This is a genomic window from Brevundimonas sp., assembly GCF_031412435.1.
Lineage (GTDB): Bacteria > Pseudomonadota > Alphaproteobacteria > Caulobacterales > Caulobacteraceae > Brevundimonas.
Genome location: NZ_JANODA010000077.1, coordinates 1 through 15,114, shown reverse-complemented (window position 1 = coordinate 15,114; position 15,114 = coordinate 1). Strand labels below are relative to the sequence as shown.

Here is a 15,114-nt window from a genome sequence, read left to right as displayed (position 1 = left end):
GGTCGATTTCGTGAAGTGAGGCTCAGACCGTGAGCGTTCGACGCCTTTCCGCAGATCAACCGGCCAGCTTCGCCTTCTCTCCGGAGACGATGGAGCAAGCACGATGGTGGATCTCGAAATATCCTGATGGCCGCCAGCAATCGGCGGTCATCCCGATCCTGTGGCTGGTGCAGAAGCAGGAAGGCTGGGTCTCCGAACCCGCTATCCGCGCCATCGCCGACAAACTCGACATGGCCTACATCCGGGTGCTTGAGGTCGCGACCTTCTACACCATGTTCATGCTTGAGCCGGTCGGTTCGGCCGCCCTGATCCAGGTCTGCGGTACGACGCCCTGCATGCTGCGCGGCGCCGGAGACCTGATGAAGGTCTGCAAGGACCGGATCGGCCCGAAACAGACCCTGTCGGCCGACGGCAAGTTCTACTGGGAAGAGGTCGAGTGCCTCGGCGCCTGCGTGAACGCGCCGATGGCCATGATCAACGACTACTATTTCGAGGACCTGACGGCCTCGGACATGAACCAGATCATCGACGACTTCGCGGCCGGCAAGACGCCGACCCCGGGTCCGCGCGTCGATCGCGTCAACTCGGCGCCGGAGGGCGGGGCCCTGACCCTGACGGATCCGAAGCTGTATGACGGCTCTGCCGCCAAGCCGATCAAGAAGCTCCCGAACTCCGAGCCGGTGACGGCATGAGCCTGCGCGCGCGTCGGAAAATCAATCAGACTGCGGCTCTGACCGGCGTTTTCGCGGCCGTGGCCGTAAACGCTGTGGGCGCAGGTCTGGACTGGTGGGAGGCGAGCGGCCTTGCGGTGTTCCCTATGCTCGGTTTCGGATTGGCCATGGGCTGGTTGCTTGGTCGCAGGCAAGAGGAACGGGAGTGACCCCGCCCGACGCCCAGACCGACGAGAAGGTGGCCGCCTATCGCGCGGAAATTCGCGCCGTGGGCCGCAACGAGCGGCTGGCGGGCTTCGGCCTGGTGCTGCTCGGGGCCATTCTGGTCTGGGGCGCGACCCGGGCGGGCGGGCTCTCCGAAATCGTACAGATGGCGGGCTATGCGGCGCTGGCGGCCGGATGGGCCCTGATGCTGGCCGCCATCTTCCTGCGCACTCGCTATCACCGCCGTCGCATGGCCGAGCTGGACGGAGGCGCACAATGAGCGCCTTGCTTCCCGCCTACGGCGAACCGTCGCGTGATTGTCCGACGACCGGTGCACTGTTCATGATCTCAAGGCGTTCGGGGGACCGTCGTGACATCGAAACATCCGAAGCGCGGCGTCGCCGGCCTGTTCATGGCCAATCTGATGGGCGCCAGCGCCCTTCCGCTGGGCGGAGCCTCGGCGCAGCCTGTCCCCGCGGCGCCCGCCGCGCCGTCCCCTCCGTCTCCTCCCGCCGGTTCCCCGAATGCGCCTGATCAGAAACCCACGAATTCAGGCGGCCAGCGTCCGCCTCCGCCCAGCGAGCGCCAGACCGGCGATCGCCGAAGCGAACTCTCTCGCCCGCGCGGCAAGGGCGTCGGCGGCAATGGCCGTGGAGGGAACCCGCTGATGGCCGGCCTGCTGCAGGACAAGGATCGCATCTTCACCAACCTGTACGGGCTCCAGGACTGGGGTCTGGAAGGCGCGAAGAACCGCGGCTGCTGGAACGCGACCAAGGACATGCTGGACATGGGCCGCGACTGGCTCATCACCAACGTCAAGAACTCCGGCCTGCGCGGACGCGGCGGCGCCGGCTTCTCGACCGGTCTGAAGTGGTCCTTCATGCCCAAGGAGCTGAAGGACCGGCCGCACTATCTCGTCGTGAACGCCGACGAGTCCGAGCCGGGCACCTGCAAGGACCGGGAGATCATGCGTCATGATCCCCACCTGCTGATCGAAGGCTGCCTGATCGCCTCCTTCGCGATGCAGGCCCACGCCTGCTACATCTATCTGCGCGGCGAATATGTGCTCGAGCGCGAGCGGATGGAGGCTGCGGTCAAGCAGGCCTATGAGGCCAAACTGATCGGCAAGAACAACGTCCACGGCTGGGACTTCGACGTCTACATCCACCACGGCGCCGGGGCCTATATCTGCGGCGAAGAGACCGCCCTTCTGGAATCGCTCGAGGGCAAGAAGGGCCAGCCGCGCCTGAAGCCGCCGTTCCCGGCCGGCGCCGGCCTTTACGGCTGCCCGACCACGGTGAACAACGTCGAGTCGATCGCCGTCGTCGGCACGATCCTGCGTCGCGGGGCCGAATGGTTCGCGGGCTTCGGCCGGGCGAACAACACGGGCACCAAGTTGATGTCGATCTCGGGCCACGTGAACCGCCCGTGCAATGTCGAAGAAGCCATGTCGATCCCGCTGCGTCAGCTGCTGGAAGAGCATTGCGGCGGCGTTCGCGGCGGCTGGGGGAACCTGAAGGCCGTGATCCCTGGCGGGGTTTCCGTTCCGCTAATCACGCGCGAGATGTCCGAGACGGCGCTTATGGACTTCGACAGCCTGCGGGACATGAAGTCGGGCCTCGGCACCGCAGCCGTCATCGTCATGGACGAGAGCACCGACCTGGTGAAGGCGATCGCCCGCATCAGCTATTTCTACAAGCATGAGAGCTGCGGCCAGTGCACGCCGTGCCGCGAGGGCACCGGCTGGATGTGGCGCGTGCTCGAACGCATGGCCGTGGGCGAGGCCGATCCGTCCGAGATCGACCTGCTGCTCGACGTCGCCGGTCAGGTCGAGGGCCACACCATCTGCGCGCTCGGCGACGCCGCCGCCTGGCCGGTCCAGGGTCTGATCCGCCACTTCCGTCACGAGATCGAGGACCGCATCTCGGCCTACCGCTCACGCCGCGCGAACTTCGCCGGCCACGCCATCGCGGCGGAGTAGGGGATGCGGGCTGTCCTCATCCTGACCGTGGCTCTGACCGCTCTCGCCGCCTGCAACCAGGCGCCGGAGAAGGCCGAGCCGACGCCGACGGAGATCGTCGCCGCCGAGGCCCCGGTGTCCGACGCCGTGGCCCGGACCCCGGCCGTGCTGACGGCCGTCGACCTGCGCCGCGTGTGCAAGGCCGGCCTCGCCGCCATTCACGGCCAGGAGGTGGCCTCCATCGAACTGACCGGCATCGAAGGTCAGGTCGTGAACGCCCAGTGGCGCGCCCCGGTCGATGGCGGTCTGATGAAGGCCCAGTGCCGCGCCGCCGACGGTCTGGTCGTTTGGAAGCCGCTCGAACTGCCCGACCCCGTCTCCGTGCGGTGGATGAATGAATCCGGCGATACGGTGGTGCGCTACGCCATGCGCGGCGACGAGATCGAGATCACCCAGACGCTGCCTGACGGCACGACGCAGACGGCCGCCGAGGTCGTTCCGGCGAGCGGGGAGGTCGGCTGATGGCGGACGAGCCCGACAACATCGTGCTGACCCTGCTGCGTCGCATGGACACGAAGCTGGATCGCGTCCTTGACGACATTTCCGGTCCCAAGGTCCGAATGACCCACGTCGAGGAGGGACTGGCCGGCGTCAATCGCCGTCTGGATCGCCTCGAAACCCGCGTAGACCGGATCGAGAAACGCCTCGATCTGGTCGATCACCATCCCTACGGCGGAGTCCGCGAATAATGCCCGTCGCTAAAGTCAACGGCGTCGATGTCGAGTTCGAGCCCGGGATGACCGTGCTCCAGGTCGCCGAGCGCGCCGGGCACGAGATCCCGCGCTTCTGCTACCACGAGCGGCTGTCGATCGCCGGCAACTGCCGCATGTGTCTGGTCGAGGTGAAGCCCGGACCGCCCAAGCCCCAGGCTTCGTGCGCCCTGCCGGCCGCCGAGGGTCAGATGATCTTCACCGACACGCCGATGGTGAAGAAGGCCCGCGAAGGGGTGATGGAGTTCCTGCTCATCAACCACCCGCTGGACTGCCCGATCTGCGACCAGGGCGGCGAGTGCGACCTGCAGGACCAGGCCATGGGCTATGGCCGCGACGGTTCCCGCTATGCGGAGAACAAGCGCGCGGTCGAAGAAAAGCACATGGGTCCGACGATCAAGACCTTCATGACGCGGTGCATCCAGTGCACCCGTTGCGTGCGCTTCATCAGTGAAGTCGCGGGCGTGCCGGACATCGGCATGATCTCGCGTGGCGAAGACGCCGAGATCACCACCTATCTTGAGCAGGCGGTGAACTCCGAGCTGTCAGGCAACGTCAACGATCTTTGCCCGGTCGGCGCCCTGACCCACCGTCCGTGGCAGTTCCACTATCGTCCGTGGGAGCTGAAGAAGACCGAGTCCGTCGACGTTATGGACGCCCTGGGCTCCAACATCTCGGTCCAGTCCAAGGGCGCCGAGGTGATGCGCATCCTGCCGCGCGTGCACGAGGGCATCAACGAAGAGTGGCTGTCGGACAAGAGCCGCTACGTCGTCGACGGCCTGCAGGCGCGTCGCCTCGACCGGCCTTACGTCCGTGAAAACGGCAAGCTGCGCGCCGCCTCGTGGGACGAGGCGCTGAACGCGGTCGCCGCGCAACTGAAGGCCGCGTCTGCGGATCGGATCGGCGTCATCGCCGGCGATCTGCAGGATGCGGAATCGATGAAGGCCGCGCTGGACCTGTTCCGCGCACTGGGTTCGAACAACACGGACTGCCGTCAGGACGGCTCGGCCATGGGCTATGGCCCGCGCGAGGGCTGGCTGTTCAACACCGGCCTGCAAGGGCTGGAGGAGGCTGACTCCATCCTGCTGGTGGGCGTCAATCCGCGCACCGAGGCGCCGCTGCTGAACCAGCGGATCCGCAAGAGCTGGCTCGCCGGCAAGACCCGCGTCGGTGTCATCGGCGACGCCGCCGACCTGACCTACGACGTCGACATCGTCGGGGCAGGTACGAAGACCCTGGCCAAGCTGCCGAAGGCCGCGCTCGACGCCCTGACCAACGCCGAACGCCCCGCCATCGTGGTCGGCGCCGGCGCCCTGTCGGGTCCGGACGGCGCCAAGGTCCTCAATCAGATCGGCAAGCTGGCCGCCAAGGTCGGGGTCGTGAAGGACGGCTGGAACGGCTTCAACGTCCTGCATCACGCCGCCGCCCGCGTCGGCGGTCTGGACATGGGTTTCGTGCCTGCCTCCGGCGGCCTGTCGGCCCATGCGATGGTCCAGCCGGGCGCGCTCGACGTGCTGTTCCTGCTCGGCGCCGACGAGATCGAGACCGGTCCGTCGAAGGCCTTCAAGGTCTATCTGGGCAGCCACGGCGACCGGGGCGCTCACACGGCCGACGTCATCCTGCCGGGCGCCGCCTGGACCGAGAAGTCGGGCCTTTACGTCAACACCGAGGGCCGGGTGCAGATGGGCGAACGCGCCGTTTTCCCGAAGGGCGAGGCGAAAGAGGACTGGGCCATTCTCCGCGCCCTGTCGGAACGTGTGGGTCACACCCTGCCTTACGACACGCTCGAGCAACTGCGCACGAAACTGATGGGCGACCATCCGACCTTCGGCCGCATCGACTATCTGGCTCCGGCCGCGTCCTTCGACGTCGCGAGCCTGGGTCAGAAGGGCGACGCCGGCGATGCCGGCTTCACCTCGGCCGTGGTCGATCCCTATCTGAACAACCCGATCGCGCGCGCCAGCGCGACGATGGCCGAGCTCAGCGCCCAGCGCATGGCTCCGGCCCTGCTGGCGGCGGAGTAGACGCATGGAACCGAATTTCTGGGCCACGCCCCTCGGCTGGACCATCGCCACGACGGGCGCCGTGCTGCTCGTCACCGTCGGCGTCCTGATCTCGGTCGCCTTCCTGCTGCTGGCGGACCGCAAGATCTGGGCGGCCGTGATGATGCGGAAGGGCCCCAACGTCGTCGGTCCTTTCGGCCTGCTTCAGTCCTTCGCGGACATGATCAAGTTCGTGCTGAAGGAGATCGTCGTCCCCGCCGGTGCGGACAAGGTCGTCTTCCTGATGGCGCCGATCATCACCGTGATCATGGCCTTCATCACCTGGGCGGTCATTCCGTTCGCTCCGGGCTGGGTCATCTCCGACCTGAACGTCGGCATCCTCTACGTCTTCGCGATCTCTTCGCTGGGCGTCTACGGCATCATCATGGGCGGTTGGGCTTCGAACTCGAAATACCCGTTCCTGGGCTCTCTGAGGTCCGCAGCGCAGATGGTGTCCTACGAGGTCTCCATCGGCCTCATCATCATCAACGTCATCCTGCTGGCCGGGACGATGAACCTGTCGGACATCGTGACGTCGCAGGAAGGCTGGATCTGGAACTGGTACGTCTTCGGCGGCGGAGCCGACACCTGGCCGCTGATCCTCGTCCTGTTCCCGATGATGATCATGTTCTTCATCTCCGCCCTGGCCGAGACCAACCGCCCCCCGTTCGACCTGCCCGAAGCAGAATCCGAGCTCGTGGCCGGCTATCAGGTCGAGTATTCGTCGACGCCCTATCTGCTGTTTATGATGGGCGAGTACGTGAACATCATCTTCATGTGCGCGATGATCTCGATCCTGTTCTTCGGCGGCTGGAACCCCGGCTTCCCGATCGACTTCGCCGCTGACTGGCACCCGTTCCTGGTCAACCTGCTGCTGTTCGGGGTTCTGTTCATCAAGATCCTGTTCTGGTTCTTCATGTTCGCGATGGTGAAGACCTTCGTGCCCCGCTACCGCTACGATCAGCTGATGCGTCTGGGCTGGAAGATCTTCCTGCCGACCTCGCTGGTCGCCGTGGTCATCGTCTCGGCATGGCGTGTCTTCGCGGTGGGGGCATGATCCGGATGACCGCTCTCGCACTGACCGCCCTGACGCTGGGCGCCTGCGCCTTCCCGGCGCCCTACGAAGCCGACCCGACCTCGCCCTATCAGTGGGAACGTCGTCAGGAAGGCATCGAGCGCCGCGAGGCCGAACGCGTTCGCCTATGCGCCATCATGAACAAGGACACGGAGCGCTACGAGCGCGACTGCACGCGTCCGGGAGACCCCGTCCGATGATCACCCGTATCGCCCAGGCCGCGAAGGGCGCGATGCTGATCGATCTGGTCGGCGCCTTCGGCCTGACCCTGCGCGAGTTCTTCCGTCCCAAGAAGACGGTGAACTTCCCGTTCGAGCGCGGCCCGCAATCGCCGCGCTTCCGGGGCGAACACGCGCTGCGCCGCTATGCGAACGGCGAGGAACGCTGCATCGCCTGCAAACTGTGCGAAGCCATCTGCCCGGCTCAGGCCATCACGATCGAGTCGGAGCCCCGCTCGGACGGCAGCCGCCGCACGACCCGCTACGACATCGACATGGTCAAATGCATCTACTGCGGTCTGTGCCAGGAGGCCTGCCCGGTGGACGCCATCGTCGAGGGACCGAACTCGACGTTCGCGACCGAGACGCGCGAAGAACTCTACTACGACAAGGCCCGACTGCTTGATAACGGCGACCGCTGGGAACGGCAGATCGCGAAGAATCTGGAACTCGACGCCCCCTATCGCTAAACGAAGCGCGCGATTCCCGACGGGATCGCCGCCCAACCGACTGAAAGGGGCATCGTCCCTCCCATGCTGCAAGGCATCGCGTTTTACCTGATGGCGGCGACCGCCGTTCTGTCCGGCCTTCTGGTCGTGACGGCGCGCAATCCCGTGCACTCGGTCCTTTGGCTGATCCTGGCCTTCTTCTCGTCGGCGGGATTGTTCGTCCTGCTGGGCGCGGAGTTCCTGGCGATGCTGCTGGTGGTCGTCTACGTCGGCGCCGTCGCGGTGCTGTTCCTGTTCGTGGTCATGATGCTGGACGTCGACTTCGTCCGTCTGCGCGAAGGCTACGCCACCTATCTGCCGCTGGCCGCGATCGTCGCAGGCATCCTGCTGGCCGAGATGATCATGATCTCCATCGTCGTCGTCCAGGGCGGAGCGGCCGCCGATGCCGTGGCCCCGATGGCCGCCACTGCCGACGCCTCGAACGTCGAGACGATCGGGCGGGTGCTCTACACGGACTACATCTACTTCTTCCAGGCGGCCGGGATCGTGCTGCTGATCGCCATGATCGGCGCCATTGTCCTGACCCTGCGCAAGCGGACCTCCGTCCGCCGTCAGGACCCGGGCGCCCAGACCAACCGCGACCGCAAGACGTCGGTCGAGATCAAGGGCGTCGTGACCGGCGTCGGCGTCACCGGCGAGGAACTGCGCTGATGGAAGTCACCCTGCAGCACTATCTGGCGGTGGCGGCGATGCTGTTCACCATCGGGGTCTTCGGCATCTTCGTGAACCGCAAGAACGTCATCATCATCCTGATGTCGGTCGAGCTGATCCTGCTGGCCGTAAACATCAACTTCGTCGCCTTCTCGGCCTATCTGAACGACGTGTCGGGGCAGATCATGGCGATGTTCGTCCTCACCGTGGCTGCCGCTGAAGCCGCCGTCGGCCTCGCCATCCTGGTGACCTTCTTCCGCAACCGCGGCGATATCGCGGTTGACGACGCCAGCGTGATGAAGGGCTGATCGTGTCTCTCGAACTGCTCGTCACCCTGGGCGTCTTCGCCCCCCTGCTCGGCGCCGCGATCGCCGGCTTCTTCGGTCGCCGCATCGGCGACATCCCTTCGCAAGCCGTCACGACCGGTCTGCTGTTCTTCTCGTGCGCCGTGGCCTGGACCGTGTTCAGCCAGTGGACCTGGGGTCACCTGGAGCCATTCACGGTCGTCGTCGCGCCCTTCATCAACGTCGGTGATTTCCAGTCGAACTGGTCGATCCGCGTCGACGCCCTGTCGGCGACCATGCTGGTCGTGGTCACGACGGTGTCCTCGCTCGTGCACCTGTATTCCTGGGGCTATATGGCCGAGGACGACTCGAAGCCGCGCTTCTTCGCCTATCTGTCCCTGTTCACCTTCGCCATGCTGGCGCTGGTCACCGCCGCCGACTTCATGCAGCTGTTCTTCGGCTGGGAAGGGGTGGGCCTGGCCTCGTACCTGCTGATCGGTTTCTGGTTCAAGAAATCGACCGCCAGCGCCGCCGCCATCAAGGCCTTCGTGGTCAACCGTGTCGGCGACTTCGGCTTTGCCCTGGGCATCATCACCGTCTTCTGGATGTTCGGCACGATCGAGTTCGCCGAACTGTTCCCCATGATTGCATCGAAGGCCGGCACGGGCTGGGAGTTCCTGGGCTACACCTGGTCAGCGCTCGATCTGGCAGGCGTGCTGTTGTTCATCGGCGCCATGGGAAAGTCGGCGCAGTTCTTCCTGCACACATGGCTGCCGGACGCCATGGAGGGCCCGACCCCGGTTTCGGCCCTGATCCACGCGGCGACCATGGTCACCGCCGGCGTGTACATGGTCTGCCTGCTGAGCCCGATCTACGAATACGCTCCGACGGCGTCGCTGCTGATCGCCATCACCGGTGCGGTCACGGCCCTGTTCGCCGCGACGGTCGGTCTGATGCAGAACGACATCAAGCGGGTCATCGCCTATTCGACCTGTTCGCAGCTGGGCTACATGTTCTTTGCGGCGGGCGTCGGCGTGTACGAGTCCGCCATGTTCCACCTGTTCACCCACGCCTTCTTCAAGGCCCTGCTGTTCCTGGGCGCCGGCTCGGTGATCCACGGCATGCACCACGAGCAGGACATGAGGAAGATGGGCGGGCTATGGAAGCTGCTGCCCGTCACCTATGCCGTGATGATGATCGGCACGATCGCCATCACCGGTCTGGGCATCCCGGAAATCGGCGGCTTCGCCGGCTTCTACTCCAAGGATTCGATCATCGAGAGCGCCTATGCGGCGGCCACGACCGGCCATTCCGCGGCGGGGTATTTCGCCTTCATCGTCGGCATCTTCGCGGCGGCGCTGACCAGCTACTATTCGTGGCGGCTGATCTTCATGACCTTCCACAACAAGCCCCAGTGGACGGAAGAGGCGATGGCCGAGCACGCGCATGATCACGGTCATGGGCACGACGACCACGCCTCGCATGCGCAGATCGAGACCCATTCCGAGCCGATCGAAGATGGAAGTCACAGCGCGCCCCACCTTGCTCAGGACGGGCATGACGATCATGGCCATCACGGGCCATTGAAACCCCACGAGAGCCCGTGGATCATGCTGGTTCCGCTGATCGCCTTGTCCGTCGGCGCCATCGCGGCCGGCTTCGTCTTCGCGCCTCACTTCATCGGCCATCACGAAGGCGAGTTCTGGCGCGGCGCCATCTTCAACGGCCCGACCAACCACGTCCTGCACGACAGCCACGAGGTTCCGACGTGGGTGAAGTGGTCGCCGCTGATCGTGACCCTGCTCGGCGCCTTCATCGCCTTCTACTACTACGTCCTGCGCGAAGGCCTGGCGAAGCGGATGGCGGCCAAGGAGGGCCCGCTGTGGAGCTTCCTCTACAATAAGTGGTACTTCGACGAGATCTACGACTTCATCTTCGTGCGTGGCGCCAAGGGCCTTGGCGACCTGTTCTGGAAAATCGGGGACGTGAAGATCATCGACGGGCTGGGGCCGAATGGCGTCGCCTGGGCGTCGCTGAAGTCCGCCGCGCGTCTTGCCAGGATCCAGTCCGGCTATGTCTATCACTATGCGTTCGTGATGCTGCTCGGCGTGGCCGGTCTGCTCGCCTTCGCAATCTACGCCTGGGGCGCATAAGATGGGTGCGATCCCCAATATCCTGAGCGTGGTGACGTTCCTGCCGCTGGTCGGCGCGGGACTGATCGTCCTCGCCAAGCTGATGGCGAAGTCCAACGAGGACAACATCGCCCGCTGGGTCGCCATGATCACCACCCTCGTGGTGCTGGCCGTCTCGACCGTGCTGGTGCTGCAGTTCGACAGTTCGAACGCCGCCTATCAGTTCGTCGAGAACTACGTCTGGTTCGCGGGCGCCGGCTATCACCTGGGCGTTGACGGGGTCTCGATCCTGTTCGTCCTGCTGACGGCCTTCCTGATGCCGATCTGCATCCTCGCCAGCTGGAAGTCGGTCGAGACGCGCGTCGGCGATTACATGATCGCCTTCCTGGTGCTGGAGACCCTGGTCATCGGCGTGTTCACGTCGCTGGACCTGTTCCTGTTCTACATCTTCTTCGAGGGCACCCTCGTTCCGATGTTCATCATCATCGGCGTGTGGGGTGGGGCCAACCGGATCTACGCCGCCTACAAGTTCTTCCTCTACACCCTGCTCGGGTCCGTCCTGATGCTGCTGGCCATGCTGTGGATGGCCAACGAGGCGGGTACGACGTCGATTCCGGCGCTGAAGGAATACGCCTTCGGTCCCTGGGCCCAGTCGATCCTGTGGCTGGCCTTCTTCGCCTCGTTCGCTGTCAAGATGCCGATGTGGCCGGTTCACACCTGGCTGCCCGACGCCCACGTCCAGGCGCCGACAGCGGGGTCGGTCATCCTGGCCGGTATCCTGCTGAAGCTCGGCGGCTACGGCTTCATCCTGTTCAACGTGCCGATGTTCCCGGATGCGTCGGTGCTGTACCGGCCGCTGGTTTTCACCCTGTCGGTGATCGCCATCGCCTACACCTCGCTGGTCGCCTTCCGTCAGACCGACATCAAGAAGCTGATCGCCTATTCGTCGGTCGCCCACATGGGCTTCGTGACCATGGGTATCTTCGCCGGCAACGCCCAGGGCCTGCAGGGCGCCGTCTTCCAGATGCTGAGCCACGGCCTGATCTCGGGCGCGCTCTTCCTCTGCGTCGGCGTCGTCTATGACCGGATGCATACCCGCGAGATCGCCTTCTACGGCGGCCTGACCAACCGGATGCCCTGGTACGCGGCCATCTTCCTGATGTTCACCATGGCCAACGTCGGTCTGCCGGGAACCTCGGGCTTCATCGGCGAGATCCTGACGCTGACCGGCGTCTATCAGGCCTCGACCTGGGCCGCCTTTGTGGCCGCGACCGGCGTCATCCTGTCGGCCGTCTATGCCCTGACCCTGTACCGCAACGTCATGTTCGGCGAGATCACCAACCCGGCCCTGGCCACGATCAAGGACATCGACCTGCGCGAGCTGGTCATCTTCGTCCCCCTGATTGTCGGAACCATCTGGCTGGGCGTGCAGCCGGACCTGGTCCTGAACTACACCGCAGCCTCCGTCGACGCCGTCGTGAACGGCTGGCAGCTCGCGACCGGCGGGTGAGAGAATAATGCCTGACCTGTCCTATGCCCTGAACCTCGCCGCCTCGGAGCTGACGCTCGCGATCGGCGCCCTCGTGCTGCTGATGCTCGGCGCCTTCATCGGCGAGAAGTCGGCGCGGCTGATCTCCATCCTGTCGGTGGCTCTGCTGGTCGCCGCGGCGGCCGTCGCCGCCACCGGCCCACTGGGCGAGGCCTTCAACGGCGCCTATGTGGCCGACCCGCTGGCCCTCTACGCCAAGGTCGCGATCTACATCGCCTCGGCCTTCGCCGTCGTTCTCGGCGGCGGCTGGATGCAGCGGATGAATATCGCCCGCTTCGAGTTCCCGATCCTGATCGTCCTGGCCGCCGTCGGCATGGGGATGATGGTGTCGTCGGGCGACCTGATCTCGCTCTACGTCGGGGTCGAGCTGCACTCCCTGGCCCTCTACATCCTCGCCGCCTACCACCGCGACGACCTCAAGGCGTCGGAAGCGGGCCTGAAATACTTCGTCCTCGGCGCCCTGTCGTCGGGCCTGCTGCTGTACGGCTCCAGCCTGATCTACGGCTTCGCCGGCTCGATGCGGTTCGAGGACATCGCCGCGTACGCTGCAGCCAACCCCGGCCCTGGCCTCATCTTCGGTCTGGTCTTCCTGATCTGCGGTCTGGCGTTCAAGGTCTCGGCCGCGCCGTTCCACATGTGGACGCCCGACGTCTACGAAGGCGCGCCGACACCGGTCGTGGCCTTGTTCGCCACCGCGCCGAAGATGGCCGCCATGGTCCTGTTCGCCCGCGCCCTGTCGGAAGGCTTCCTCGGCGCCCATGACCAGTGGGCCCAGGTCCTGATCCTGATCGCCCTGGCCAGTTTCGTGGTCGGCGCCTGGGGCGGTCTGGCCCAGAAGGATATCCAGCGCCTGCTGGCCTATTCGTCGATCGCCAACATCGGCTACGCGGTCCTCGGCATCGCTGCAGGCACCGAACAGGGCCTGCAGGCCATGATCACCTTCATGACCCTGTACATGATCGACACTATGGGCTTCTTCGCTATCCTGCTGTCCCTGAGCCGTAACGGTCGCCCGATCCGCAAGATCGCCGACCTGGCCGGGCTAAAGAATGATCGTCCGCTGACGGCGCTGGCCATTACCATCCTGTCGCTGTCGGTGCTGGGCATGCCGCCCTTCTCGGGCTTCTGGGGCAAATACTACGTTTTCGGCGCCGCAGCCTCGGCCGGCTACTGGATGGTCGCCGCTGCAGGTCTGGTGGCCTCGGTCGTGGCGGCCTTCTACTACCTGCGCATCATCAAGCTGATGTGGTTCGACGCGGCGCCCGAGGGCACGGCGCCGACTGACAAGGCGCCGGTGGAAGCCCAATGGATCGGCTGGGCCTGCGCGGCCTTTTCCTTCCCGCTGGTGATCGTCGGCCTGACCTGGCTGGAGCCCCTGACCCGTATCGCGGCGACCGGTTTCGGAGCGGGGTAGGGCGGTGACGCCGCCCATTCACCTCCTCGAAGAGATCGATTCCACCAACGCCGAGGCCCGCCGCCGCGCCGAGGCCGGCGATGTCGCGAGCCAGTGGATCTGCGCCCGCCGCCAATCCGCCGGGCGCGGTCGGCGCGGTCGGGAGTGGAACAGCGACACAGGCAACCTGTTCGCCACCCTGCTGACCCTGACGTCGAAGCCTCCGGCCGAGGCGGCGCAGGTGACCTTCGTCGCGGCGCTCGCCGTCGCCGACCTGTTCGACGCCTTCGCCGTTCCGGGTTCCGTCAGCATCAAGTGGCCCAATGACGTGATGATCGCGGGCGACAAGGCTTCGGGCATCCTGATCGAGTCCGGCCTCCATGCGAACGGCGCCCTGTGGCTGGCGGTGGGCATCGGCGTGAACCTGGCCCATGCGCCGGAGGGGACCGAGCGGCCGGCAACCAGCCTGGCCGCCCACCTGCGCTCCGACATCGCTTATCCGCCTCCGGTAGACGCCGCCGCCACGGTCCTGGCCGAGGCCTTCGCCGTCTGGCAGGCGCGCTGGGAGAGCCTGGGCTTCCAGCCGATCCTCGACGCCTGGACCGCGCGCACGAGCGGCCTGGACGGCCCGTGTGTCGCCCGGCTGGGGCATGAGACCGTCAGCGGCGTCGCGGAGGGCGTGGCCCCGGACGGCGCACTCCGCCTGCGCACCGCCGACGGGAGCCTGCGCCTCATCTCGGCGGGCGATGTCTTCTTCGGCGCCGACGCTCACGAGAGGGCCGCCTGATGCTTCTCGCCATCGAACAGGGCAACACCAACACGCTGTTCGCGGTCCATGACGGCGAGAGCTGGATCGCCCAGTGGCGCACCGCCACCGAGGCCAGCCGCACGGCCGACGAATACGCCGTCTGGCTGACGCAACTGCTCGCCATGCGGAAGATCGATCTCGCGTCCCTGACCGGCTGCATCATCTCCAGCGTCGTGCCGCAGTCGATCTTCAACCTGAGAAACCTCGCGCGCCGCTATCTGTCGGTCGAGCCGCTGGTCATCGGCGACAATGTCGAGCTCGGCATCCCCGTGCGGATCAAAAAGCCCAGCGAGGCGGGCGCCGACCGGCTGGTCAACGCCATCGGCGCGCATCTGGTCTATCCGGGCGACCTGATCGTCATCGACTCAGGCACCGCCACGACCTTCGACGTCATCGCCGCCGACGGCGCCTTCGAGGGCGGGGCCATCGCGCCCGGCATCAATCTTTCCCTGCAGGCCCTGCACGAGGCGGCGGCCATGCTGCCGCGCATCGCCATCCAGAAGCCGGATACGGTGATCGGCAAGGACACCGTGTCCAACATGCAGTCGGGCGTCTTCTGGGGCTATGTCGGCCTCATCGAGGGCATGGTCTCGCGCATCAAGGCGGAGTGGGGAAAACCCATGACCGTCATCGGAACCGGAGGCGTCGCCTCCCTGTTCGAGGGGGCGACCCCATCCATCGACCGGTTCGATCCGGACCTGACCATCCGCGGCCTGCTCGAAATCTGGCGCCGCAATACCCATCTGACGGACACATGAAAAAGAACAACCCAAACGACGAACTCGTCTTCCTGCCGCTGGGCGGCTCGGGCGAGGTCGGCATGAACCTCAACTGCTACGGCTACGGCC

The 15,114-nt window shown here is 65.7% G+C and carries 18 protein-coding genes; all 18 read left to right on the top strand.

All coding sequences use genetic code 11. From position 1 onward, the window contains the following. The first annotated feature begins 29 nt into the window (after positions 1–29). Positions 30–692, top strand: a complete 663-nt coding sequence (gene nuoE / locus RMO01_RS14680) for an NADH-quinone oxidoreductase subunit NuoE (RefSeq protein WP_309629802.1) — start codon at positions 30–32, stop codon at positions 690–692. Beyond that, positions 689–880 carry a hypothetical protein gene (locus tag RMO01_RS14675; RefSeq protein WP_309629801.1) on the top strand — a complete coding sequence of 64 codons (192 nt, stop codon included), beginning with the start codon at positions 689–691 and terminating at the stop codon, positions 878–880. Before nuoE ends, RMO01_RS14675 begins: the two co-directional genes overlap by 4 nt. Next, positions 877–1,155 (top strand): hypothetical protein, encoded by a 279-nt coding sequence (locus RMO01_RS14670; RefSeq protein ID WP_309629800.1) that lies wholly within the window; start codon positions 877–879, stop codon positions 1,153–1,155. The genes RMO01_RS14675 and RMO01_RS14670 overlap by 4 nt, the downstream gene beginning before the upstream one ends. A gap of 387 nt (positions 1,156–1,542) precedes the next feature. Then, positions 1,543–2,856, top strand: coding sequence for an NADH-quinone oxidoreductase subunit NuoF (gene nuoF, locus RMO01_RS14665; protein WP_309629805.1), 1,314 nt, complete (start codon positions 1,543–1,545; stop codon positions 2,854–2,856). Positions 2,857–2,859: 3 nt separating this feature from the next. Then, the gene (locus RMO01_RS14660; protein ID WP_309629799.1) at positions 2,860–3,357 is read left to right on the top strand and encodes a hypothetical protein; all 498 of its coding nucleotides are present in this window, start codon (positions 2,860–2,862) and stop codon (positions 3,355–3,357) included. Further along, on the top strand, positions 3,357–3,584 hold the full coding sequence (locus tag RMO01_RS14655) for a hypothetical protein (RefSeq protein ID WP_309629798.1): 228 nt from the start codon (positions 3,357–3,359) through the stop codon (positions 3,582–3,584). Before RMO01_RS14660 ends, RMO01_RS14655 begins: the two co-directional genes overlap by 1 nt. Further along, the gene (gene nuoG / locus RMO01_RS14650; protein ID WP_309629797.1) at positions 3,584–5,629 is read left to right on the top strand and encodes an NADH-quinone oxidoreductase subunit NuoG; all 2,046 of its coding nucleotides are present in this window, start codon (positions 3,584–3,586) and stop codon (positions 5,627–5,629) included. Before RMO01_RS14655 ends, nuoG begins: the two co-directional genes overlap by 1 nt. Positions 5,630–5,633: 4 nt before the next feature. Then, positions 5,634–6,704, top strand: coding sequence for an NADH-quinone oxidoreductase subunit NuoH (nuoH, locus tag RMO01_RS14645; protein WP_309629796.1), 1,071 nt, complete (start codon positions 5,634–5,636; stop codon positions 6,702–6,704). A gap of 5 nt (positions 6,705–6,709) precedes the next feature. Further along, positions 6,710–6,922 carry a hypothetical protein gene (locus RMO01_RS14640; protein ID WP_309629795.1) on the top strand — a complete coding sequence of 71 codons (213 nt, stop codon included), beginning with the start codon at positions 6,710–6,712 and terminating at the stop codon, positions 6,920–6,922. Next, positions 6,919–7,410 carry an NADH-quinone oxidoreductase subunit NuoI gene (gene nuoI, locus RMO01_RS14635; protein WP_309629794.1) on the top strand — a complete coding sequence of 164 codons (492 nt, stop codon included), beginning with the start codon at positions 6,919–6,921 and terminating at the stop codon, positions 7,408–7,410. The genes RMO01_RS14640 and nuoI overlap by 4 nt, the downstream gene beginning before the upstream one ends. 63 nt (positions 7,411–7,473) lie before the next feature. Continuing rightward, positions 7,474–8,100, top strand: a complete 627-nt coding sequence (locus RMO01_RS14630; RefSeq protein ID WP_309629793.1) for an NADH-quinone oxidoreductase subunit J — start codon at positions 7,474–7,476, stop codon at positions 8,098–8,100. Next, positions 8,100–8,408 (top strand): NADH-quinone oxidoreductase subunit NuoK, encoded by a 309-nt coding sequence (gene nuoK / locus RMO01_RS14625; RefSeq protein WP_303694284.1) that lies wholly within the window; start codon positions 8,100–8,102, stop codon positions 8,406–8,408. The genes RMO01_RS14630 and nuoK overlap by 1 nt, the downstream gene beginning before the upstream one ends. 2 nt (positions 8,409–8,410) lie before the next feature. Further along, complete coding sequence (gene nuoL / locus RMO01_RS14620) at positions 8,411–10,537, top strand: NADH-quinone oxidoreductase subunit L (RefSeq protein WP_309629792.1); 2,127 nt, start codon at positions 8,411–8,413, stop codon at positions 10,535–10,537. Position 10,538: 1 nt separating this feature from the next. Further along, positions 10,539–12,026, top strand: a complete 1,488-nt coding sequence (locus tag RMO01_RS14615; protein WP_309629791.1) for an NADH-quinone oxidoreductase subunit M — start codon at positions 10,539–10,541, stop codon at positions 12,024–12,026. A gap of 7 nt (positions 12,027–12,033) precedes the next feature. Further along, complete coding sequence (gene nuoN, locus RMO01_RS14610; protein WP_309629790.1) at positions 12,034–13,479, top strand: NADH-quinone oxidoreductase subunit NuoN; 1,446 nt, start codon at positions 12,034–12,036, stop codon at positions 13,477–13,479. 4 nt (positions 13,480–13,483) lie between these two features. Beyond that, positions 13,484–14,245 carry a biotin--[acetyl-CoA-carboxylase] ligase gene (locus tag RMO01_RS14605; protein WP_309629789.1) on the top strand — a complete coding sequence of 254 codons (762 nt, stop codon included), beginning with the start codon at positions 13,484–13,486 and terminating at the stop codon, positions 14,243–14,245. Further along, a complete protein-coding gene (locus RMO01_RS14600) occupies positions 14,242–15,024 on the top strand; it encodes a type III pantothenate kinase (protein WP_309629804.1) in 783 nt (260 codons plus the stop codon). The genes RMO01_RS14605 and RMO01_RS14600 overlap by 4 nt, the downstream gene beginning before the upstream one ends. Continuing rightward, the coding region (locus RMO01_RS14595) for a hypothetical protein (protein WP_309629803.1) at positions 15,021–15,114 on the top strand (94 nt) is incomplete at its 3' end. The genes RMO01_RS14600 and RMO01_RS14595, both read left to right, overlap by 4 nt.